21 protein-coding genes and 1 riboswitch are annotated in these 23,314 nt (G+C 44.4%); all 21 genes read left to right on the forward strand.

Going from position 1 to position 23,314, the window contains the following annotated elements:
- Window positions 1–63: 63 nt before the first annotated feature.
- The 21 genes from V6C11_RS06210 (at window position 64) to V6C11_RS06310 (ending at window position 23,079) form a co-directional block, all read left to right on the forward strand.
- Window positions 64–336, forward strand: a complete 273-nt coding sequence (locus tag V6C11_RS06210; RefSeq protein WP_333530257.1) for an aldo/keto reductase — start codon at window positions 64–66, stop codon at window positions 334–336.
- Window positions 337–658: 322 nt separating this feature from the next.
- A complete protein-coding gene (locus tag V6C11_RS06215) occupies window positions 659–1,381 on the forward strand; it encodes an MBL fold metallo-hydrolase (protein WP_333530258.1) in 723 nt (240 codons plus the stop codon).
- 367 nt (window positions 1,382–1,748) lie between these two features.
- Window positions 1,749–2,456 (forward strand): VanR-ABDEGLN family response regulator transcription factor, encoded by a 708-nt coding sequence (gene vanR / locus V6C11_RS06220; RefSeq protein WP_442886043.1) that lies wholly within the window; start codon window positions 1,749–1,751, stop codon window positions 2,454–2,456.
- The gene (vanS, locus tag V6C11_RS06225) at window positions 2,434–3,573 is read left to right on the forward strand and encodes a vancomycin resistance histidine kinase VanS (RefSeq protein ID WP_442886044.1); all 1,140 of its coding nucleotides are present in this window, start codon (window positions 2,434–2,436) and stop codon (window positions 3,571–3,573) included. The genes vanR and vanS overlap by 23 nt, the downstream gene beginning before the upstream one ends.
- A gap of 93 nt (window positions 3,574–3,666) precedes the next feature.
- The gene (locus V6C11_RS06230; protein ID WP_333530261.1) at window positions 3,667–4,560 is read left to right on the forward strand and encodes a D-alanyl-D-alanine carboxypeptidase family protein; all 894 of its coding nucleotides are present in this window, start codon (window positions 3,667–3,669) and stop codon (window positions 4,558–4,560) included.
- Between the two features lie 141 nt (window positions 4,561–4,701).
- Window positions 4,702–5,574, forward strand: a complete 873-nt coding sequence (locus V6C11_RS06235) for a carbohydrate ABC transporter permease (RefSeq protein ID WP_333530262.1) — start codon at window positions 4,702–4,704, stop codon at window positions 5,572–5,574.
- An 82-nt stretch (window positions 5,575–5,656) separates the two neighbouring features.
- A complete protein-coding gene (locus V6C11_RS06240) occupies window positions 5,657–6,541 on the forward strand; it encodes a carbohydrate ABC transporter permease (RefSeq protein ID WP_333530263.1) in 885 nt (294 codons plus the stop codon).
- A 56-nt stretch (window positions 6,542–6,597) separates the two neighbouring features.
- Entirely contained in the window at window positions 6,598–7,764 is a 1,167-nt protein-coding gene (locus V6C11_RS06245) for an efflux RND transporter periplasmic adaptor subunit (protein WP_333530264.1), read from the forward strand.
- Window positions 7,761–9,149 (forward strand): ABC transporter permease, encoded by a 1,389-nt coding sequence (locus tag V6C11_RS06250; RefSeq protein WP_333530265.1) that lies wholly within the window; start codon window positions 7,761–7,763, stop codon window positions 9,147–9,149. The genes V6C11_RS06245 and V6C11_RS06250 overlap by 4 nt, the downstream gene beginning before the upstream one ends.
- A 55-nt stretch (window positions 9,150–9,204) precedes the next feature.
- A complete protein-coding gene (locus V6C11_RS06255) occupies window positions 9,205–10,329 on the forward strand; it encodes an ABC transporter ATP-binding protein (protein WP_333530266.1) in 1,125 nt (374 codons plus the stop codon).
- 32 nt (window positions 10,330–10,361) lie between these two features.
- Window positions 10,362–11,735: an ABC transporter substrate-binding protein gene (locus tag V6C11_RS06260; RefSeq protein WP_333530267.1), complete on the forward strand. Its 1,374-nt coding sequence runs from the start codon at window positions 10,362–10,364 to the stop codon at window positions 11,733–11,735.
- A gap of 321 nt (window positions 11,736–12,056) precedes the next feature.
- Window positions 12,057–12,701, forward strand: a complete 645-nt coding sequence (locus tag V6C11_RS06265) for a methyltransferase family protein (RefSeq protein ID WP_333530268.1) — start codon at window positions 12,057–12,059, stop codon at window positions 12,699–12,701.
- Window positions 12,702–13,047: 346 nt separating this feature from the next.
- Window positions 13,048–13,740: an MBL fold metallo-hydrolase gene (locus tag V6C11_RS06270; protein WP_333530269.1), complete on the forward strand. Its 693-nt coding sequence runs from the start codon at window positions 13,048–13,050 to the stop codon at window positions 13,738–13,740.
- 215 nt (window positions 13,741–13,955) lie between these two features.
- Window positions 13,956–14,627: a response regulator transcription factor gene (locus V6C11_RS06275; protein WP_333530270.1), complete on the forward strand. Its 672-nt coding sequence runs from the start codon at window positions 13,956–13,958 to the stop codon at window positions 14,625–14,627.
- 1 nt (window position 14,628) lies between these two features.
- Window positions 14,629–15,675 (forward strand): sensor histidine kinase, encoded by a 1,047-nt coding sequence (locus V6C11_RS06280; protein WP_333530271.1) that lies wholly within the window; start codon window positions 14,629–14,631, stop codon window positions 15,673–15,675.
- Between the two features lie 173 nt (window positions 15,676–15,848).
- A complete protein-coding gene (locus V6C11_RS06285; RefSeq protein ID WP_333530272.1) occupies window positions 15,849–16,616 on the forward strand; it encodes an ABC transporter ATP-binding protein in 768 nt (255 codons plus the stop codon).
- Window positions 16,609–18,606: an FtsX-like permease family protein gene (locus V6C11_RS06290; protein WP_333530273.1), complete on the forward strand. Its 1,998-nt coding sequence runs from the start codon at window positions 16,609–16,611 to the stop codon at window positions 18,604–18,606. Before V6C11_RS06285 ends, V6C11_RS06290 begins: the two co-directional genes overlap by 8 nt.
- Window positions 18,607–19,044: 438 nt before the next feature.
- A riboswitch (cyclic di-AMP (ydaO/yuaA leader) is annotated at window positions 19,045–19,184 on the forward strand.
- 149 nt (window positions 19,185–19,333) lie between these two features.
- Window positions 19,334–20,467, forward strand: a complete 1,134-nt coding sequence (locus V6C11_RS06295) for an ABC transporter ATP-binding protein (RefSeq protein ID WP_333530274.1) — start codon at window positions 19,334–19,336, stop codon at window positions 20,465–20,467.
- Window positions 20,467–21,123 carry an ABC transporter permease gene (locus V6C11_RS06300; RefSeq protein WP_333530275.1) on the forward strand — a complete coding sequence of 219 codons (657 nt, stop codon included), beginning with the start codon at window positions 20,467–20,469 and terminating at the stop codon, window positions 21,121–21,123. Before V6C11_RS06295 ends, V6C11_RS06300 begins: the two co-directional genes overlap by 1 nt.
- A gap of 34 nt (window positions 21,124–21,157) precedes the next feature.
- Window positions 21,158–22,063: a glycine betaine ABC transporter substrate-binding protein gene (locus tag V6C11_RS06305; protein WP_333530276.1), complete on the forward strand. Its 906-nt coding sequence runs from the start codon at window positions 21,158–21,160 to the stop codon at window positions 22,061–22,063.
- Window positions 22,064–22,476: 413 nt separating this feature from the next.
- A complete protein-coding gene (locus V6C11_RS06310) occupies window positions 22,477–23,079 on the forward strand; it encodes a class I SAM-dependent methyltransferase (protein ID WP_333530277.1) in 603 nt (200 codons plus the stop codon).
- The last annotated feature ends 235 nt before the right edge of the window (window positions 23,080–23,314 follow it).

Genomic DNA, 23,314 nt, shown 5'->3' on the forward strand with positions numbered 1-23,314 from the left:
CGATGGCAGAAGAAATCCGGTATATACTAACCCTTATTTGAAGGTAACATTGAAACAAATGTCATGCTCGTAGAGAGACTGACTCGGTTGGCGGAGGAAAAGCAGGTAACGGTGTCTCAGCTTGCTTACGCATGGATGCTATCAAAAGGACAGGATATCATCCCCTTAATCGGTGCCAGCAAGGTAGCTCATTTTCAGGAAGCGGTAGAGTCCTTAAAGATCAATCTCAGCGAAGCAGACATCAATCGTATAGAGAACGCGATACCGGAAGCTGAAATTGCGGGAGCCAGTTTTCCGAATATGCAATTCAAGAATGGGCGCGTGGTTCGGAAGTGAGATGTTAAACGGATAGAGGAATGTGGTGTTGCTGTCAAGGCAAGACGGCGGCTGAAAGGCTGATTTATTAGGGTTTAGGGATATAGCAAAACGGCATGGTTAGTTGAAAAACTAGTTTGGCCGTTTTATTTTTGTTGCATGGAGCCTATCCACGGGTGAAAAATATAGTCAATTTAAGGTTATGCTGGGTTAGGAGGGTCATCGACACAGACACGGGGAGATTATCTGCAAGAGGGATCGTCTAAATAGATTTATTTTATACCTTTATCTTTATTCTTTCCATCATAGAATTATAGAAAAAGGGTACGAGGGGAGTTTAGCTTTGAGTGAGGTAATCGCTTTAGAAATAAAATTTAATTTTAATGGCAGTGAGAATATTATTTATCCGGTCATTTTGAGTGATGAATCGGAAGTTATTTTAATCGATTGTGGATATCCAAATTTTTTGCCTTTAATAAAAAAAGCTGCACAAGAAAAGGGAATTGATAGTAGTAATTTAAAAACAATAATGATTACTCACCATGATTTTGACCATATGGGAGCTTTGGCAGATTTCAAAAGAGAATATCCACATATTAAAGTTTGTGCATCAATCGATGATGAGCCGTATATAAGTGGTGCGAAAAAGTCATTACGGTTACAGCAAGCGGAAGCTATCTATGAACTACTTCCAGAAGACCAGAAGGAAGGTGCCAAGTGTTTTCACCGGCTTCTCGAATCAATAGAAAATGTTAAGGTAGATCTTTGTGTAAAGGATAAAGATTTTTTTCCCTGGGCCGGAGGCATCGAGGTAATCGCTACCCCGGGTCATATGCCAGGACACATCTCGATTTATGTAAAAGAAAGTAAAACGTTGATTTCCGGAGATGCATTAGTCGTAGAGGATGGGAAACTTCTGATTGCCAATCCACAATATACCCTGGATATTGTGGAGGCAAAAAAATCAATAAAGAAATTATTGAATTATCAAATCGATAAAATTGTTTGCTACCACGGTGGTGTATATACCAAAGATATCAAGGAGTCACTACAAAGTATCTTATAATGTCAAGTATACAGTGAGAATAGAAAGAAGGTAGGGGCGGGATTGATATTTCCCACTGGTAAGGGGAGGTCAGGGTATGCTTATTCGCCGAGATGTAAAAGTAACGGAAGAAGATGCGTGGTGTTTTGGAAATGCTTCAGGTTTAAGGTTAAGGGACAGTTTGCCGATAGGGTCGACTGTCCCTTAATTTCTCTCAGAGAATTTATTGCTTAAAATCTTTACGATTGACGAAATTGATCTTTATATTTGTGTGTAAAAGACTATCGATATTCAGAAAATCTTAAGATTTTCATAAGTAAAAAGCTACAAGATGGATTTTTGCTTCGCGGTATAATAATTATGGGGATATATACTTAAAAGAAAGAAGATGACGCTTTTGGCTGCAAATATTTTAATCGTTGATGATGAACAAGCTATTGCCGATTTGGTTGAAGTTTATTTGAAAAATGAGAACTATCATATCTTTAAATTTTATAACGGCAAGGATGCCCTTAACTGTATTGAAAATGAAAAACTAGACCTTGCCATTTTGGATGTCATGCTCCCCGATGTAGACGGGTTTTCAATCTGTCAGCAAATACGGGAAAAGCATAATTTTCCGGTTATCATGCTGACAGCCAAGGAAGAAGAAATCGATAAGATTACCGGGCTGACATTAGGTGCAGACGACTATATCACTAAGCCGTTCCGCCCTTTGGAACTTATTGCCCGTGTCAAGGCGCAGCTCCGAAGATTTACCAAATATAATTCTGCGGAGCCAAACCAGGAAGAACACTTGATTGCCTTTTCCGGCTTGGTATTGGACATGAAGACCCATGAATGTACGTTGAATGAAAAAAAGCTATCCCTCACTCCTACAGAATTTTCCATTCTTTGGGTCCTTTGTTCCAATCGCGGACGGGTGGTCAGTTCGGAAGAATTGTTCCATGAGGTATGGGGAGACAAGTATTTCAGCAATAGCAATAATACAGTAATGGTTCATATCAGGCATTTAAGGGAAAAAATGCACGACAGCGCGGAACATCCTAAATATATCAAAACGGTATGGGGGATTGGCTATAAAATTGAAAAGTAAGAGAGGTAAAAGAAGGAACGATTATACAAAATTAAAAAGCAAAGTATTTTTTCGAATGCTCCTGATTACAGTTGCCGCCGCTGTGACTGTTTATCTATTGCGCTATATCCTGCATGGACAGATCGGAAATCGTATCGTTCGATTTTTAGTCAAGGCTTTTCATTTTAACAATTCGGACGCACAGACAATCTACCAGTTGGTGATTCGCAACAATATGGACATAATCCTTTTTGTTGTAATCCTAATATTTTTTGTGATATTGCTTAGATTTTCACTTTCTTGGTTTACGAAATATTTCGATGAAGTCAGTGCTGGAATGGATAAACTTGCTGAGGAATCCGATGCTGAAATTACATTATCACCGGAATTGGATTTTATGGAAAATCAGCTTAATCAAGTAAAAAACAATTTGGAAAAACAAAAGAAGGCTGCTCTTGATGCGGAGCAGCGCAAAAATGATTTGGTAGTTTACTTGGCTCATGATATAAAGACACCCCTGACCTCTGTCATCGGATACTTAAGTCTTCTGGATGAAGCTCCCGATATGCCTTCTGAACAGAAGGCAAAATATGTCGGTATTACCTTGGAAAAAGCTTATCGATTAGAGCAGCTCATCAATGAGTTTTTTGAGATCACAAGATTTAATCTTCAAACAATTGTTTTGAATAAAAAGAAAATCAATTTACAGTTCATGCTCCAGCAGATGGCAGATGAATTCTATCCAATGCTGACTCCGCAGGAAAAGCAGGTGTCCGTCAATGTGCCTGACGGCTTAACACTGTGGGGAGATGCCGACAAACTGGCCCGTGTGTTCAATAACATTCTGAAAAACGCGATAGCCTACAGTTATGAAAACAATGTCATTGACATTTCTGCTGTACAACAGGACAAAAATATTGTTATAACTTTTACGAATCAGGGAAATCCCATCCCGCAGGCAAAGCTTGAAACTATTTTTGAAAAATTTTACCGATTAGATTCTGCACGTTCCACAAATACCGGTGGAGCAGGGTTAGGTTTGGCAATCGCACAAGAAATTGTCACGGCTCACGATGGAACCATCTCTGTGGAAAGCAACACAGAAAATACGATATTTACAGTAAAGCTTCCGTTATAAGAAAAGCTTAAGAAATTCATAAGATGGAATTCAAACATCGCTCCTTGTTCTATGGTTAAGTAATATCAGCACAGAATAAGGAGTTGTTTTATTATGGTACGAAAGGTAAAAAAGAAAAGGTCCGGCATACGCATATTTGTAGCACTTCTGTTGATGGTTGGAATTGCTGCTTTTGTTTATAAAGCCATCGATCCTGCTGTTTCCATACCTCCCGACAAGCTGAACAGTCCGAATGCGATTCTAATCCGTTTAAAAGATCATACCATCCTAATGAAAAAAAACAGTGAAGAAAAAATCTATCCTGCTTCTTTGACTAAAATGATGACAGCCATTGTTGCGATAGAAAATTTACCTAATCTGAAGGGGGAAATCAAACTTACCCATTCTACGTTTCAGGGGCTGTACAAAGCAGATGCATCAATGGCAGGTTTCCAGCCGGGTGAGCAGGTCAGGGCAATCGATCTGTTATACGGAGTAATGCTGCCGAGCGGTTCGGAGTGCTGTATTGGACTTGCGGATCAAATTGCGGGATCAGAGCAGAATTTTGTAAAATTAATGAATCAAAAGGCGACAGATCTTGGCATGCACAACACACATTTTGAGAACTCAACCGGGCTTCACAATGAAAACCATTATACAACAGTCAAAGATCTGGCTATTCTTCTAAGCTATGCTTTGCAAAATGATACTTTTCGGGAGATTTTTACTTCACCCCGTCATGCCACAGGGCCTACGAATAGGCACCCTCGCGGGATAACCTTTCACAGTACCCTGTTTGAAGACCTCAACAACCAAACCATGATTGGTGGAGAAATTTTAGGGGGAAAAACGGGCTATACCAATGAGGCCGGTCTGTGTCTCGCGAGTCTTGCCAAAGTGGGTAAGCAAGAATATATTCTGATTTCAGCTGGTGCAAAAGGAGATCACCATTCGGAACAATATAATATTACCGATGCCTTAGCTGTATACAACAGCATCAGAAAATAATAAGTTCTTCATAAGAATTTATTAAGATTTTGATAAGTTAAAATTCCAACATCGCCTGCCTGATTTCGGTAAGATGAGATTGCCGAATCGGACAGGCTTTTAACATTTCTGAAAGGATCCATCACGATTAGGGTGGTAAAGATGAGAACTGGAAAATTAAAAACGAATAACGGCTGCCTGGCCTGGCTTTTCCTTGGGCCCAGCCTGCTGGGTTTTTCTCTTTTTTATTTGCTCCCGTTTGCCACCGGCTTTTACTATTCACTGGTGGACAGTCCCATTAACGGTACTTTTGTTGGATTACATAATTACGGCGCTTTGTTAAAAAACCCGAGCTTTTTATCCGCTCTGGCGAATACAGCCAAGTTTACTTTAATCTGTGTACCTCTTAATATGATTCTCTCCCTGGGAGTGGCCTTGTTATTGAACCAAAAATTACCGGGCCGGAACCTGTTTCGCACCATCATGGTAACTCCTTTGGTGGTACCAGTAGCTTCAATAGTTTTAGTCTGGCAGGCTTTCTTTGATTTGAACGGCGTTTTAAATTTCCTGATCCAGGCCCTGGGTTACCCGTCTGTGGACTGGATGAAAACCAGTTGGTCCAGAATGGTAGTGCTGGTGATTTATCTATGGAAGAACATTGGTTACAGCGTCATCCTGTTTCTGGCCGGATTACAAAATATACCGGCTGAGTACTACGAAGCGGCCAGGATCGACGGGGCCAGCCGCCGGCAGGAATTTTTCCGAATAACTCTGATTTATTTGACCCCCACGACTTTTTTTGTTTTTGTTATCTCGATGATCAATTCATTTAAAGTGTTTCGGGAGGCGTATCTTATCTCCGGAGAATATCCCCATAACAGCATCTATATGCTGCAGCACTACATGAACAATATGTTCATGGCTCTGGATTACCAAAAATTGACTTCCGCGGCCTTCATAATGGCTGCTTTTATCGTGGCCATCGTTTTACTGCTTTTTATCGTAGAGAGAAAGATCACCAACATGATTAATTAGAATCCCAGGAGTCAGAAGTGTAACGTAAAAACATTTTTCATGGGTAGTAACAAACTTAGAACCGGCGATAGGGGTGTGTGTGTTGAAGCGTAACCACCGAATAAAAAATATACTCCATCTTACAGTTTTACTGGTACTGGCTGTCCTATTCATGTTTCCCCTGGCTGTAACTGTCACCAATTCATTTATGAGTGAACAGGAAATCGCCGATAATTATGACCCGGTGACGGACAAAAACTTAAGCAGCTATAACGGTGACACCGCGAATCACTTCGCCCGATTCCAGCTTATACCCGAAGTGGTGGTGCTGAAGCAGTATTATAACGTACTCATCAAAAAGACCCAGTTTCTTTTCATGTTTTGGAATTCCGTGCTGATTACCTTCCCTATCGTCATTGGGCAAACGATTGTTGCAACTCTGGCTGCCTATGCCTTTGCCAAACTGAAGTTTAGAGGCAGGAATTTCTTGTTTTTTTTGTATATCCTTGTGATGCTGATGCCATTTCAGGTAACCCTTGTGCCCAATTATTTAATGGCCGGCCAGTTGGGCCTGCTTAATAGCCACTGGTCCATTATCTTTCCCGGCATCTTCAGCACCTTTGGCGTATTTCTTTTAAAACAGTATATGGAGCAAATACCGGACTCCTATATTGAAGCAGCCCGGGTGGATGGAGCCAACCAGCTTCAGATTTTCCTCAAAATCATCGTGCCCATGTCCAGGGCCGGCATAGCAGCCATGGCCATACTTGTTTTTATCGATAACTGGAACATGGTCGAACAGCCGTTGATTTTTTTACAGGATGCGGCCAAACAGCCTCTTTCACTCTATCTTTCCAGAATCATCGACGGTGAAAAAGGCTTGGCCTTTGCCGCGTCCACTTTATATATGATGCCGGCGCTGCTGAACTTCCTTTACGCCGAAAAATATTTGCTGGAAGGGATCCGGCTTTCCGGAATCAAAGGCTGAGCAACGGGTGCCTTGCTTTTGTGTCGCTGTACTAGGTCAGGAAGGGAGACAGGAAATTGGGGAATGAAGCAATTGCAGATGATGCGCAAAGAAAAAAGTTGACCGGAAAGTTGAGCCTGCTGTTCCTAATGGCAATGATCGGGTTAACTTTCTTTTCCAATACAATTAATAACTTTGCTTTGCCCAGAGTCCAAACGGTCCGGCCGACCAACGGGGCGTTAATCAAAGAAGTATTCGGTGAAGGGACAGTCGAGGTCAAATCAACCCGGGAGGAATACGCTGACTCCAATTTACGGGTAAAGGAGGTTTTGGTGGAGCAGGGGGACAGGGTTAGCAAAGGCCAGCCCATCATCATTCTGGACGTGAACGAACTGAAGTCGAATTATCAGGATGAACAGGCCCGCTACCGGCAGCTGCAGCTGTCCCTGGTTGGGGCCCGGGAAGAGCAGGCGCAAAAACAAAGGGATTACGATAACCTGAAGTACCTGTTTGATCATGCAGCCGAAACGGCGGTAAACCTGCAAAATGCCGAAAAGAACCTGGCGGACGCGCAAAGAAACTGTGAGGACATTCAGCTTAATCTGGAAATACAGGCCAGAAAGGTGGATACCCTGGCCAAACAGGTGGCAAACAACGGCGTGTATACAGCGCCCGTGGACGGCATAATCACCGAACTGAATTTCGCCGAAGGGTCTAGGACCAATAACTCCCTGCCCCTGTTTAAATTGGCTGATCTACAGCAGGGGTTCCGGCTGATCGTGCCAATTGACAATGATTTGGTTGATTACGTCAAACCCGGCGATACGGTGAGTGTTACTATTCTCTCCCTGGGGGATAAAAAAACCGAGGGAAAAATTGACAAAATCGCTGAAAACAGCCAGCACAACGGGGATGAGAAGGATTTGTGGATTGACGTGTCTCTGGAAGGTCTGACAGGCGGCGAAAAGGGAGAAATTTATTTAAGCAAAAAAACAAAGCCTTACGCTGCCCTCGTACCGAACAGCGCAGTTTATGACGACAGCAGCGGCTCCTATATCTTCGTTCTGGAATCAAGAAAAGGACCTTTGGGTACGGAGAACTATTTGCAAAAGGTGGAAGTAAAGGTGGCAGACAGCGATAATGAAAAGTCTGCTCTCACAGATAGGGTGATGGGCGAAGTGGTGAGGCAAAGCAATAAACCAGTGGAGGACGGAGAGCGAGTTTTGAAGGAGGCGGCAAATTGAAACCGGCCCAATCAGCCTATCCGGCCTATCTTATGCTGGCCCTGGGCCTATTGGTTTTAACCTGGAGCACCGTCCTGGGGTCATCCCTGCCCGCTAAATTGGCAGAGCTTGGCGGCCCGCACAAAACCGGCAAAATCACCGCCACCCGGCTGAGCAACTCCAATCAGCCGGAAAAAGACTCTTTTTCCCTGCAAGACATGAGGCAGCTTACCCAATACAACCTCCGGGACGATGATCTGGCTTACGCCATGGAGGCTTCAACTTCTGCCGCCTATCAAAAGAACCAGAGTCAAGCTCAGGTGCTGGGGGTGAATGACAGGTACGATCAATTCCATCAAATAAACCTGCGATCAGGCCGCTTTTTAACTTTCGAACAGGAAAACCAGCAGGTCGCCGTGATTGATGAAGATCTGGCCCAGGCTCTTTTTCGGAACTGCAATGTGGTGGGCCGGAAAATAGAACTGTATGGCCGGGAATTTAAAATAACCGGGGTGGCCGGGGCTGACCATTCCCTGATCGGGACCCTGACGGACAGGGGATACGGCACAGTGTACATACCGGCAAAAAAGCTGTTGGAACTGGAAGCGGATTCCCGAATAACCTCATTGGCAGTGGCAACAAAGGATGCCGGCACCACGGGCCGCAATACCGCTGTTTTGGAAACGGCCCTGACTTCCATCGGTCAGGCCCCCGCCAACTACAAAATCATCGATTATAACGTGGCGGGTTTCCTGCTGGAACAAGAGAACCTGCTGCGCAATTTCGTGGCGGGGACGGTGGCAATTGTGATGCTTTTCGGCTTGCTCAGGCGAAAAATAGGAGGTATTTATCGCTTCTGTCGCTTGCGACTCCGGGATAAATATTGGTCGGAGATGATCAAGGGGGACGCCGCCAGGCTTATGCTTGGTATGGCGGAAATAGTAGCGCTTGTTGCAGTGATGCTTTTGTTATGGAAATTAATTAGATTTACCTTATATATTCCGCCGCAAAACATACCCAATGAACTTATTGATGTTTCATTTTGGGCCGACCGCTTTAAAAACGGGATTCAAACCGGGCTGCAAAGCGCCGGATATGTAGCGCCGCCCGGAGAAGTTCAGTTGAATATCCTTCATACCATCCAGAACTGGAACTTGTTTTTAAACATCTTTCTTGGTTGGCCGCTGTTCTTGCTGGGACTTTACCAACTCAAGCTGTTAGGGGAAAAACTGCTCAAGGTTGCAGTGTTTTGCAGCGTTTTCACGCTGGTCGCCTTAGGTCTGGGCACCGCCTTGCTGTGGATAATAAAAATGCCTCCGATCATCGAGACCAAGGAGGTGTTGCTGGTATTCAGCTCTATATTTTTAACCGTGGTTACAAAAAAGGTCAGGGGACACACCTGTTGAAGCTTGGGCATTTCTCTGGGGACAGGAATGTCCCCAACTAATAGGAGGGCAGCGGATGGCGAGTTTATATCTGAAAAATCTAGCTAAGACCTACTCCGGCAGGGTTACGGCAGTCAGGGATTTTTCTCTGGAAATAAAGGATCAAGAATTCTTAATCCTAGTGGGTCCCTCCGGCTGTGGCAAAACAACCGTTTTAAGGATGATTGCCGGGCTGGAGGAAATTTCAGCCGGTGAATTATATATGGATGACCGGCTGGTTAATGACGTGGCTGCCAAGGACCGGGATATCGCCATGGTTTTTCAAAATTATGCTCTTTATCCCCATCTGTCGGTCTATGACAATATGGCTTTTGGACTTGAGTTGAGAAAGTTACCCAAGGCTGAAATTAGGAAAAATGTAGAGGAAGCGGCCAGGATTCTGGCCCTTGAAGATCTTCTGAAACGCAAACCCAAGGAACTTTCCGGTGGGCAAAGGCAAAGGGTGGCCCTGGGACGGGCCATTGTCAGGAAACCCAAGGTTTTCCTGATGGATGAGCCTTTGTCCAACCTGGATGCGCAGTTGAGAACCCAGATGAGAATAGAAATTGCCAAGCTCCATAAAAATCTACAGACAACTTTTGTTTATGTAACCCATGATCAAACCGAAGCCATGACCATGGGCACCAGAATCGTGGTGATGAAGGATGGCCTGATCCAGCAAATTGACAGCCCGCAAGCCATCTATGACCACCCGGTCAATATGTTTGTGGCCGGTTTTCTCGGCAGCCCCGGGATGAACTTTTTGGAAGTTTTAATTATCGAGCAAAACGGCTGTATTTTTGCCAAACTGGCCGACGCCCTGCTGCCTGTTCCCGCTGCCGGGGGACAAAAGTTAAAAGAGCAGGGCTATCTGGACCAGAAAGTGGTCCTGGGGATAAGAGCGGAGCATCTCTGCGGCAACGGAGGGTTTTTGAACCGCCATCCCGAGTGTGCTTTGCGTGGGAGGCTGGAGTTTACCGAATTGAGAGGGGCTGAAACTTACCATTATGTAAGGATAGCCGGCAGGGAGGTGGTTGTCAGGGTGAGTCCGGAGTTGCGCGCCGAAACCGGACAGGAAGTCAGGGTGGGTTTTAATATGTCCAAGGCCCATTTTTTCGATCAAGAAAGTGGGGTGAACGTCAGTAGTCAGTCTGACTCCTAAATTCGGAATCCTTAAAGAAAAGGGGTGTTTTGATGATAAAAAATGGAGTGGTCCTAATCCTGGTTCTGGTCCTTGGCATGGGGGTATTTACCGCTGGCTGCGGCAATACTCAGGCTACCAAGGAAGATAATAATCCTAATTTCCTGACCATTGCGGTTGTGACTAAGGATGCGTACCTGGATACGGCAGTAAAAAAGTTTGAGGAACTTCATCCCGGCGTTCGTGTGGAAGTGAAAGAATACACCGCCAGTACTTCGGAAAAAGGTGAAGGTGTCAGGGCGGCAGATCCCGGCGATATTGAAAAATATGTCACGGCGATGAATACCCAGCTCATGTCCGGCCAGGGCAGCGATATCCTTTTATTAAACAACCTGCCCTATCAGACCTATGCGGATAAGAATCTTTTAGTTGACTTGGGCGGGCTGATGCAGTCGGATCAAAGCTTCGACAGCGGCAAATACTACCAAAATATTTTTAAGGCTTTAGAATATAAAGATAAACTATATGGGCTGCCGATTAATATCGGTATCGATATGATTGCCGCCGATAAAACCTTACTGGCTGATTCCCAGGTGCAAATCGACGATAGCAGCTGGGATTGGAACGATTTTGTCAAGACGGCGGAAAAGGTCATTAACGACAAGCAAAACAAGGAAAGCCAGGAGATGTATGCCTTGGCCGGGATGGATGAAAGAAGACTGATTGCGACTTTGGTTAAAGAAAACGATGGCAGCCTGGTCGATATGGAGAAGAAAACAGCCAATTTTACCGGCCAGGAATTTCTTGATTTACTGAACCTCAGTAAATATCTGATTGACCACAAACTGGTTAATACGGATACAGCCCAGACCAACATTATGGACATGGCCGCCCGGGGTAAGCTTGTTTTTAATTTCACTTCTCTTAGTGGGTTTTGGGACCTGCAAGTGGCCAAGGCGATTTTCAGCGAGGGTGTTCAGCTTTTAAAGCCCCCCGGAAACGTGTTCTTTTCCACGGATGCCATGTATGGGATCAGCAGTAAATCAGCCAATCAAGAACTGGCCTGGGAATTTTTGAAATTTTTGGTCTCGGATGATATGATGACTCAGGGAGGAATGCCGATTAATAAGAGTGTGCTGCCCCAGATTGCCCAGAATTTCACCCAGGCTATCCAAAAAAATGGTGGGAGAATGAGAATTAAGGACAACGGCATTCCAGCTCAAGCGATAACACTGCAACCCCCCACCCAGGAGGATGTGGATTATATGGAAAACCTGCTGAGTCAAGCGAACGTCTACATCGGAACGGACCAGGAGATTATTTCCATTGTTCAGGAGGAAACCGCGGCCTTCTTTACGGGACAGAAGACAGCAGAAACGACTGCCCAGTTGATTCAGGACAGGGTGAGCACATATTTAAATGAATAATTGCAAGGGTTTTTAAGAGACCTTGAAAAACCAATACACTCGTTAGTGGTATGTTTCGGTACTAGGTTCCGATTAGAAGTATGGAGGGGGATTGTTTTGCCGGGCGGCAGTACATAACCCGAGTTTCCACATGTAGCCCTCTTCGATGAAAGGAGCCAGTTGTTGCAGTGTGAACAACTGGCTCCTTTCCGGGTGCCTGTGCGGCGTAAATTTCTTTGCTAAAAAGCATCAAGCATTAACAAGTCTTGATAAGTTAAACGGTTTCCTTCACACCCCGTATTTCCTAGTATGATAAGCAACGATCGAATAGGATGAGTTATTATGGGAAATTTTATTGCAAGATACGCGTCATGTGGAGTGCGTGGGAAGGATAGAAAGAAGGGGTTGAATTCAATAATGATTATGCAGCGATATTTAGCGGCAGCAACCTTGCTTTTGCTTATCATACTTGTTTTATCTCGTACTTTCCAAATGAAGAAGCTAGGGATAAAAGCAATGAAGTTTGGTGAGGCGGATAAAAAGGATTTCTTGATTCCTCCATTTGCATTGTTATTTTATTATCTTGTAATTGCAAGTGCATTTGATCTTCCTAAACTTGGTGTCGAATTATTTAATAATGAAATCATTGGCTGGCTGGGCATAACATTCTGCGGGATTGGTATTTTACTGTTTGTTTATGCCTTGATTTCATTTGGCAATAGTTTTCGTGTGGGCATAGACGAAGAACACCCGGGCGAACTAATAACCACAGGCGTTTTTTCGATTAGTCGCAATCCAATCTATACTGCATTTGGGCTAATACTAATGGGGGTATTTTTGATTATTCCAAACTGGATCTTCTTGATTTATATGGTGGTTGGAATTTGGCTTTTTAATCGTCAAATTCGGCTTGAGGAAGAATCGTTAAAAAGGATATATGGGGAAAAGTACCGAGAATACTGTAAAAAAGTTCGAAGATTTCTTTAATCGAGCCTAATTCAGTTAAGAATGCATCATAGACCCACAAAACAAGTATCGTAACTCACGGATTTAGAAAAAGTAAAACTTCAATATTTGCTTGCTCAAAGATGAAAAAACAATTTGAAAAAACATAACGACAACTGATGTTATCATATAGAGTTGTCTGGCGGAATGATTTATAGTAATCGTAACAATGACATTTGCTTAATTTCCAGAATTAATGACTGGAAAGCGGGGGAACCAGGGAAGTTGTTTCACAAATAGATGACCAAAACGTACAAACTCAAATCATATTGCCTGAATTGAAAGAAACGTTGCTTCAAGATTGATTACCCGAAAGGTGGGATAACAAATGGGATTGAAAAAAATAAATGATAGAGTATTTTACTATCCACACCAGCCCGAAACAGACCGTCCAATGTTAGCTTACCTAAAAGGCGATAAAATCGCACTTGCCGTTGATGCAGGAAATTCGGCAGATCATGTTGATGAATTTTATAAGTCCTTAGAAGTTGAGGGACTTAGAAAGCCAGATATTACAGTTATCACTCATTGGCACTGGGATCATACGTTTGGAATGCACCACATTCACGGATTGTCCCTTGCTCACCATAAAACGAACGAGTTTTTGGAAAGCGAGAAAGCCAAACTGTCCGACAATGCATATATGCAATTTCTAAAGAAAGACGATAAATGCCTGAACAGGGAATATGCGAATAATAAGGAAATCGTTATTGCTCTATCCGATATTCAATTTGAAAAAGAACTTACTCTTAATCTTGGCGGAATAACTGCAAAGGTTTTTCATGCAGAATCACCCCACTCGGAAGATACGGTTCTTATATATGTTCCCGAAGAAAAAATATTGTTTTTGGGAGATTCAACAAGTGAAGATTACTTTAACAATGGTTATATGGATAAAGATAAATTAAAGGCATTGAATAGGCTGATAGAATGTACAGATTGCCAATATTGTATTTTAGGCCATACCGACCCTTTGACTAAATCTGATTTATTAGATTATCTAAAATCTATTTTATCTTAAAAACCTATGAAAGCATATTTATGGGAAAATATCAATGGCTTCTATGCACCCTCTGGGCACCCTTATTTTAGGAGGTGGCATCATGCCACAATGTTCATGAATTCTAAGGGCGGTATTCGTCCAATGAACTTCCGGCTCTTATGTGGGTACAGGCCGGTTTTTTATTGCCCTTTTTCCATGATAGAATAGTATCATGAAAAGGGAGGAACTGCTTCATGCATAAGATCATGATTGTCGAAGACGATGCCGTTATTGCCAAAGTGATTAAAAACCATATTGGGACATGGGGGTGTGAAGGGGAATGTGTGACCGACTTCGAGCAGGTGATGTCTCTGTTTGTCTCTTACAATCCCCATCTTGTGCTCCTGGATATCTCGCTGCCTTTTTACAATGGGTACCATTGGTGCAGCGAGATCCGCAAGGTGTCCAAGGTACCGATCATCTTTATCTCCTCCGCTTCCGATAATATGAACATCGTCATGGCGATCAATATGGGCGGTGATGATTTTATTGCCAAGCCTTTCGACCTGAGTGTTCTGACGGCCAAGGTGCAGGCCATGCTGCGCCGGACCTATGATTTTGCCGGACAGACCGATCTGTTGGAGCACCGGGGAGCCATCCTCAATACCAGTGATGCTTCTTTAACCTATAACGATATCAAGGTTGAGCTGAGCAAGAACGATTATAAGATCCTGAAAATGCTAATGGAGAATAAAGGGAAGGCAGTCAGCCGTGAAGCAATCATGGCTCGCCTGTGGGAAACGGACAGTTATATCGACGAAAACACCCTGACGGTCAACATGAGCCGGCTGCGCAAAAAATTGGAGGCGGCAGGATTGGCTAGGTTTGTTGTGACCAAAAAAGGGATAGGGTATATGGTGACATGATATGAAAGAGATCAGCTTATGGGCAGTGGGGAAGCAGTACCTCCAGGGGCATAGCAAGGGAATCTTTTTGTATTGCATCTTTGCCGGTGTATTTGCGTTGGTGTTTTATCTGTATCATCTCCCGGTGGAAGCGGTGCTGTATGGTGTTTTGCTCTGTGCTGCCCTGGCCTTCCCGGTCCTGACGGTGGATTTTCATCGCCATTATCAACGATACAGAGTGCTCCGCGATTTGCAGAAACAGATCACGTTCAGCCTGGCAGGGCTCCCTGAGCCTAAGGGCTTATTGGAACAGGAGTATCAGGAACTGATCGCCGTCGTATACCGGGATAAGCTCGGGCTGGTTTCCCAGGCCGATAATGAGCGGAGCGATTTGGTGGATTATTATACTTTGTGGGCTCATCAGATCAAAACCCCTATCGCCGCCATGGGCCTTCTACTCCAATCTTCCCCCCCAGCGGAGGATGACCGGAGTACTGCTCAGAGCATGGAGCATAATAGCGAACTGGCCATGGAGCTGTTCAAAATTGAACAGTATGTGGAAATGGTGCTCCAATACCTGCGGCTGGAGAGCCCTTCCTCCGATTTTGTGCTGAAACGCTATTCCCTGGATGTCCTTGTCCGGCAGGCGGTGCGCAAATATGCCAAGATGTTTATCCGCAGGAAAATCAGCCTGGACTTCTCCGAGCTGAATTGTGACGTGCTGACCGATGAAAAGTGGCTGGTGTTTGTAATTGAGCAGATCTTGTCCAATGCTTTGAAGTACACGAGGGAGGGGAAGATCTCCATTTATATGGAAAGGGGCAGTGCCAAAACCCTGGTGATTGCCGATACAGGGATAGGCATTGCCGGTGAAGACCTGCCCCGAGTCTTTGAAAAAGGCTTTACCGGTTATAACGGCAGAAGGGATAAAAAGTCCACAGGGATCGGTCTCTATCTGTGCAAACGGATCCTGACCAAGCTATCCCACACCATTGTGATCGAAGCGGAGCCGGGCAAGGGCACGAAAGTGAAGATAGGCCTGGATAGGATAGATATGGTGATGGAATAAAGGGCGCTTGCCTGGTTCCCTTAGATTCCTGCATAATCCATGCTCCTTTGAATGTAATTATGTACTACCTTACAAAAGGGTAAGCTTAAACTGGAAAATGTAAGCCAAAGTTATGGCAGGGCATTTTCCAGTTTTGCTATACTGAACCTACTCAGCAAAGGAGGTTCTTTATTATGACTATTCTAGATGTTAATAATCTTAAAAAAGTCTATACCACCCGCTTTGGAGGCAGCCATGTTCAGGCCTTATCCAATGTGTCCTTCTCCGTGGAGCAGGGTGAATATGTGGCGATCATGGGTGAATCGGGGTCAGGCAAAACGACCCTGCTCAATATTCTGGCCTCCCTCGACAAACCCACCAGCGGTGAGGTTTTGCTCAAGGGGAAACGGCTTAGCACCATCAAGGAAAAAGAGATTTCGTCCTTCCGCCGGGAAAATCTCGGCTTTGTGTTTCAGGATTTTAATCTGCTGGATACCTTCTCCTTGCAGGATAATATTTTCCTGCCTCTGGTGCTGTCCGGCAAGTCCTACGAGGAGATGAGCTGGCGCCTGCAGCCCATTGCCCGCAAGCTGGGCATCGAAGATATCCTGGCCCAATATCCTTATGAAGTATCGGGAGGGCAGAAGCAGCGCTGTGCGGTAGCCCGCGCCCTGATTACCAATCCCCAGCTGATTCTGGCGGACGAGCCTACCGGTTCCCTGGATTCCCAGGCCGCTGAGGGTTTACTCCGCCTGTTTAAGGAAATCAATCAGGACGGGCAGACCCTGTTGATGGTTACCCACAGCGTAAAAGCGGCCAGCCATGCCAAACGGGTACTGTTTATTAAGGATGGTGAAGTCTTCCACCAGCTATATAAAGCAGGGATGTCGGATGAAGCTATGTACCAGAAAATCTCCGATACCCTAATCACCATGGCGACAGGCGGTGCGCGTCATGAGTAGATTCTTTTATGCCAAGCTGGCCGCCACCAATCTGAAAAAGAATGCCCAAACCCATCTGCCCTATATTCTGACCTGCATCGGCACGGTGATGATGTATTACATTATGGTTTTTCTGTCTGAAAATGAGGATTTGGGAAACATGGCTGGCGGATCCAATATGCAAACGATCCTTTCCCTGGGCTCCTATGTAATTGCCATTTTCGCGACAATTTTTCTCTTCTATACCCACAGCTTTCTAATCAAACGGCGCAAAAAGGAATTTGGTCTTTTTAATATTCTGGGGATGGAGAAGAAGCATATCTCCAAAGTATTGATGTTCGAAACCCTGTATGTGGCGGTGATCAGCCTGGGGGCAGGCCTGTTGGGCGGGATACTTTTCTCCAAGCTGATCTTCATGGTTCTGCTGAAAATCCTGAACTTCGAGGTGCCTCTGGGCTTTTCCGTGTCCGGCCCCGCTCTGGCTGCCGTGCCGCTCCTGTTCGTGGGAATTTTCCTGTTGACGCTGCTCAATACCTTGCGCCAAATCCATTTGGCTAAGCCTGTTGAACTCCTGAAGGGTGGTCAAACGGGGGAGAAGGAGCCGAAAACAAAATGGCCCTTGGTGATGATCGGGATGTTGAGCTTGGGCGGCGGGTATTATATTTCCCTCATCACCAAATCTCCTCTGGCCGCACTGAACAAATTTTTCATTGCCGTCATCCTTGTGATGGTCGGCACCTATTGTTTGTTTACGGCAGGCAGCATCGCAGTGCTCAAACTGCTGCGCCGGAACAAAGGGTATTATTATCAGACCCGGCATTTTACCGCCGTAGCGGGGATGATGTATCGGATGAAGCAAAACGCCGTCGGTTTGGCCAATATCTGCATCATGGCCACTGCCGTGCTGGTGATGGTGTCCACCACGGTGTCCTTGTACATTGGGATGGAGGACGTGCTGCGCACCCGGTATCCCCAAAATATCATGATTAGCACTCCCGTACCTGCCCATCAATCAGCCGAGGGCTTGCAGACATCGGTTCACGAAGTATTGGCCCAGCACCGGCTGGAGGGGAAGGCTATGCTGGACTACAGGTATGCGGCCTTTGCCGGCAATCAGGAGGGCGACACGGTGATCACGGATGAGAGCAAGATGTCCAATGCCTCGTCTTCAGTCAGACAGTTTTATATGATTCCCCTAGAGGATTATAACCGGCTGACTAATAGAACGGCGGGCTTGGGGGACAATGAGATTATGATTTATTCCAGCCGCAACGTGTATGAGGAAGATACCCTGACGGTACTTAACCGGACATTTACAGTCAAGGAAAGGCTGGACTCGTTTTTTGAAAACAGCCTGGACAGGGTATCGATCATGGGCAACTATTATATCGTGGTTAAGGATATGGATGTAGTCAAAGCCATGGAGAAGGCCCGGGCTGAAGAAAACGGCTATGATCCATCCAGTTATCAATATTATCTGGGCTTTGACCTGGACGCCAACGAGGCTGACATCTCAGCTGTTTACCAGGACATCCGCACTGCCGTGGGCAGTGATTATCCTGACAGCAGGATCGAATCCCCGGTGGCAGCAAAGGCATCCTTTTTCGCCATTTATGGAGGCTTGTTCTTTCTGGGGATATTCTTGGGGGCGCTGTTCATCATGGCCACTGTGCTGATCATCTATTACAAGCAGGTCTCGGAGGGGTATGACGATAAGGCCCGCTTTGAAATCATGCAGAAGGTGGGAATGAGCCGTGAAGAGGTGAAAGACTCGATCCGTAGCCAGGTCCTGATCGTATTTTTCCTGCCCCTCGTTACCGCCGGGATCCATATTGCCTTCGCTTTTCCCATCATTACCAAATTGCTGGCAGTACTGAATCTCACCAATGTGGGTTTGTTCGCTTGGTGCACGGCGGGTACAATATTGGTTTTTGCACTGTTTTACGCCATTGTCTATGGGCTGACGGCCAAAGTGTATTATAGAATTGTCAGCTGTGGCACATCTGCATAAGAGGCTGCATGATCAAAAAAGAGGCGAAAGAATTAGTGTTTGACGAAATACAGGTTGAGACGATAATTCTGATGACGAATAGTGGTTCAAAGGGTAAATAAGACAGGAAAGAAAATAAGAATAAAAATTCTTGAAAATGGTGTATTTTATGCTGTTTTCAAGTTTTTTTGTTTTTGGACAAAAGATAGGGCTGAATTATTGGTGTGTTTTATGGGAGTCATAGACCCACAAAACAAGTATAGTAACTCACGGATTTAGAAAAAGTAAAACTTCAAATGTTTGCCTGCTCAAAGATGAAAAAACAATTTGAAAGAACAATTTGAAAGAACAATTTGAAAGAACAATTTGAAAGAACAATTTGAAAGAACATACCGACAACTGCTGTTATCATATAGAGTTGCTTGACGGGATCTGTTAAATGATTTATAGTAATAGTAACAATTACATTTGCTTAATTTCCAGAATTAATTACTGGAAAGCGGGGGAACCACTTTTTTGGGGCGAATCAGTGCAATGCACAGTAGGAAACCATCTTCCGAGTCCGTCAGCTAACCTCGTCAGCATAGATGGGTCAATTATTTTTTAAGTAAAATATTTTTACCACTTTGACCCTATTCATATGGCAGGGTCTTTTTATTTTCCTGCCATCCCGTTAGGGTTTGTCTTTTTTGACCCTCATTTAAGTGAGGTTTTTTTTATTCTAATACCGGGAAAAGGAGGAGTAAGTTTGCAAAACGCGATTGTGTTTGAAAAGGTAAGTAAGAAATATGGTAACTCTCTGGTGATCGAAGCCATGGACCTAAGCATCCCGCAGGGACAAATTGTGGTCCTGGTTGGTCCTTCAGGTTGTGGAAAAACCACCACCATGAAGATGATTAACCGTTTGATCGAGAGCACGTCCGGTAGAATTTTAGTTAACGGCCAAGATATCCAAGGCATCGATCCGGTGGAACTGCGGCGGGGCATAGGCTATGTTATTCAACAAATCGGACTTTTTCCTCACATGACCATAGCAGAAAACATTTATTTGGTACCTCGATTAAGGTCTGGTAAAAGGGCAATGGATATTGCTAAGGTTGATGAACTATTGAAATTGGTTGGGTTAGATCCGGAATTGTACCGAAACCGCTACCCTGCGGAGCTATCAGGAGGTCAGCAGCAGCGTATCGGAGTAGCCCGGGCCTTGATGAGCGAACCACCTATCATCCTAATGGATGAACCCTTCTCTGCATTGGACCCCATTACCCGAGAACAACTACAGGATGAGTTAATCCGGCTCAATGAAGAACTTCACAAAACCATCGTTTTTGTAACCCACGATATGGACGAAGCCCTAAAGATCGCGGACCAAATTGTTGTCATGCAAGAAGGTAAGGTGGTGCAACAAGGAAAGCCCGACCAAATCTTGCGACACCCTGCCAATGATTTCGTGCGCGAATTTTTGGGAGAGAAGCGGTTATCCCCCCATCTGTCTTATTTGGTGGATGATGTGATGCTAAAGGAGCCCATAACCGTACTACCCTCTAGGGGATTGGCCGAAGCGGTACAAATTATGGTCAAAAAGCGGGTCACAGGGTTGGTAGTGACCGATAAAAATGGACAATATCTGGGTATCACCAGCACTTCGGATATCTATCACCGCTACACCGACGAATCCCTTTGCATTGCCGATGTCAAGCAGGTCAATGCGGTTACCGTTAAAAGTGGTACCCCTTTAACCCAAGTGATTCCCCTGGTACAGGAAGCACCCTACGGTTACGTGCCGGTATTGACTTCCGACGGCAAACTGGCAGGGTTACTGACACAGGCCAGCCTGGTGGATGTTTTGGCCAAACCCTATCTTCAGGAGGTGGCTAGTTAATGAATGAATTGCTATTGGTATTAGTGGATCGCTGGCCAGATATTTTGCGGGCCAGTGGACAACATATCTTACTCTCAGTGGTGGCCTTGTTTTGGGCCATTATCCTTGCGGTACCTCTGGGGATTTTTCTGACCAGGCAGCGTAAATTAGCTGGTTTGGTGCTGGGGGTTGTTTCAGTGATTCAAACCATCCCTAGCTTAGCCTTGTTGGGCTTTATGATTCCGGTGTTTGGTATCGGCTCGCTCCCTGCCATTATTGCGATGGCTTTGTATGGGCTGTTGCCTATCTTACGCAACACCTACACAGGAATTTTGGATGTGGATAAATCCTTATTAGAGGCAGGCCGTGGTATGGGTATGACAAATGCCCAGAGGCTGGTGATAGTGGAACTGCCTCTGGCTCGGTCGGTGATCTTTGCCGGCATTCGAACTGCCACCGTAATGATCATTGGTGTAGCCACCCTAGCTGCCTTCATTGGCGCCGGTGGTTTGGGTGATCTCATTTTGCGGGGGATTGCGATGGTGGATACCGGGGTGATCTTGGCAGGAGCCATTCCGGCAGCAGTTTTGGCGGTTCTGTTTGATCTGCTGTTGGCCTGGGTTGATTGGTATATTACACCGCAGGGCTTGCGACTGAAAAAACAACAAGCGGCTTAGTAGAAACACAAATAGAGTAAAAGGAGCTGGCTTAATGCAAATCACGAGATTAAAAAAGGTGGGAGTTCTTCTATTGGTGTTGCTGATGACAACTCTGGCGGGTTGCTCCAGCCTAACCAAAGATGACAAAGGGCTCACCGTGGTGGGTAAAAACTTTACAGAGCAAGATATCATGGCCAATATGCTGGGTCTGTTGCTGGAGGAACACACCGATCAGAAGATCACCGTCAAGTCCTTTCTGGGCGGGACGGATGTTTGTTTTAATGCCGTTAAAAATGGCAGTGCCGATGTCTATGTAGAGTATACCGGTACGGGCCTGGTGAATATCCTGGGCGAAGAAGTATTGTCGGACCCTCAAAAGGCTTATGATAAGGTCAAAGAAGAATTTTCTACAAAGTATAACCTGGAATGGATGGAATCCATTGGTTTTAACAACACCTACGCTTTGGCGGTGACTCAGGAAACAGCCCAAAAGTATAATCTTAAAAAAATCTCCGACCTACAGGCTGTAGCCGGGGAACTTAACTTTGGTACCATGCAGGAGTTTTTAGAGCGCGATGACGGGATGAAGGGGCTTCAGAAAACCTATCAGTTAAGCTTCAAAGGCACCAAAGCGATGGATTCAGGCCTTAAATATAAAGCACTGACCGAAGGGCAAGTGGATATCATCGATGCCTTTGCTACAGACGGGATGTTGGTCAAATATAACTTGTTTTTGTTGGAGGACGATAAAAATTTCTTCCCTCCCTATTATGCTGCTCCATTAGTACGTTCTGAGACCCTTAAAAAGCATCCAGAACTGAAAGAAATATTAAATAAATTAGCTGGCAAATTGGACGATAGAGCAATGGCAGAGTTAAATGCTCAGGTTGATGTAGAGAAGAAAAAAGCCAAAGATGTGGCCAAAACGTGGCTGCAGCAGGAAGGACTAATGAAGTAAAGCACCTATTTTATAGATCGGGTATGTTTATCTAGGCATAGGACAGTTGGTTTGATCCATCGTGAAAGCCGTTGAAAGAAATTGTTTGCAGTGATCATGACACCCAAGATGGAAAACATTTGGGTGTCATTTTCGTTGAAATTTTATTTTCTGAACCTTAAAAAATGAAACGGGGAGGTTGATTTTGTACTACCATTGTGGAGTTGGTGCCCCATAGCGATTGGTCAGGGGTTTGCATACACTGACTTATTGGACATTTACGATCCTCCCAAGGCATACGGAAGTGGTTTGCCTGTTAAAACGAGCATAAACCTTGATAAATAAGGGTACTAATCTATCTTAGAGTTTCAGTAACACAGTGACCCTTGAAGAGATAAAATAGGTTATTATTAAGGTAGATTGGAGAGGTAATAATGGGAAATACGGATAAGTTTGAAAGGATAGCCAATACATATGACACGCCTGAAAGGGTTCAAATTGCAAGGATTTCATCCGATGCGATTCGTGCATATTTAGTTGATGCTAAAAACAAGAATGCCGTTGATTTTGGATGTGGAACGGGTCTTATCGGGATGAACTTATTGAATGATTTTCAATCCATCCTGTTTCTGGATACATCACAAAACATGCTTCACCAAATAAAGCAAAAAATTTCTAATTCGAATATACAGAATGCGGCTACATTATGCTTTGATTTTGAACAGGATTGTCTATCGAATTTACAGGCTGATTATATTTTTATGGCTCAGGTTCTACTCCATATTAAAGATTTTAAAGCCGTTTTATTAAAGCTGTATGATGTATTGAATCCGGGAGGACATTTAATCATCATTGATTTTAATAAGAATGATGAAATCGTTTCAGATATGGTTCATAATGGCTTTGATCAAGAAATTCTAACGGATATGATGTTAAATATAGGATACAAGGGTATTCAATCCAAAACATTCTATAATGGAAGGAACATATTCATGGGTCATGATGCCTCTCTATTTATACTGGATGCACAAAAATAAGCCGCTAAATTGGAAATTAATTGATACATGTCGCATCGGAGATTGACGCAACTTAAAGTAATAGTCTAAAACCAGTGGTGCAGGGCAGTTACTATCGGATTCAGCCAAATGGTCTTCTGTCAAGATATCGGACAAGTTAAAAGTAGAAATATCCCTAGTTTATTGTTTTAACATGCTAAAGCACTTTCGAAATCATAAGGTGATATCATGCCACAATGTTCATGAATTCTAACAG

The organism is Desulfotomaculum sp. 1211_IL3151, assembly GCF_036763075.1.
Lineage (GTDB): Bacteria > Bacillota > Desulfotomaculia > Desulfotomaculales > Desulfotomaculaceae > Desulfotomaculum.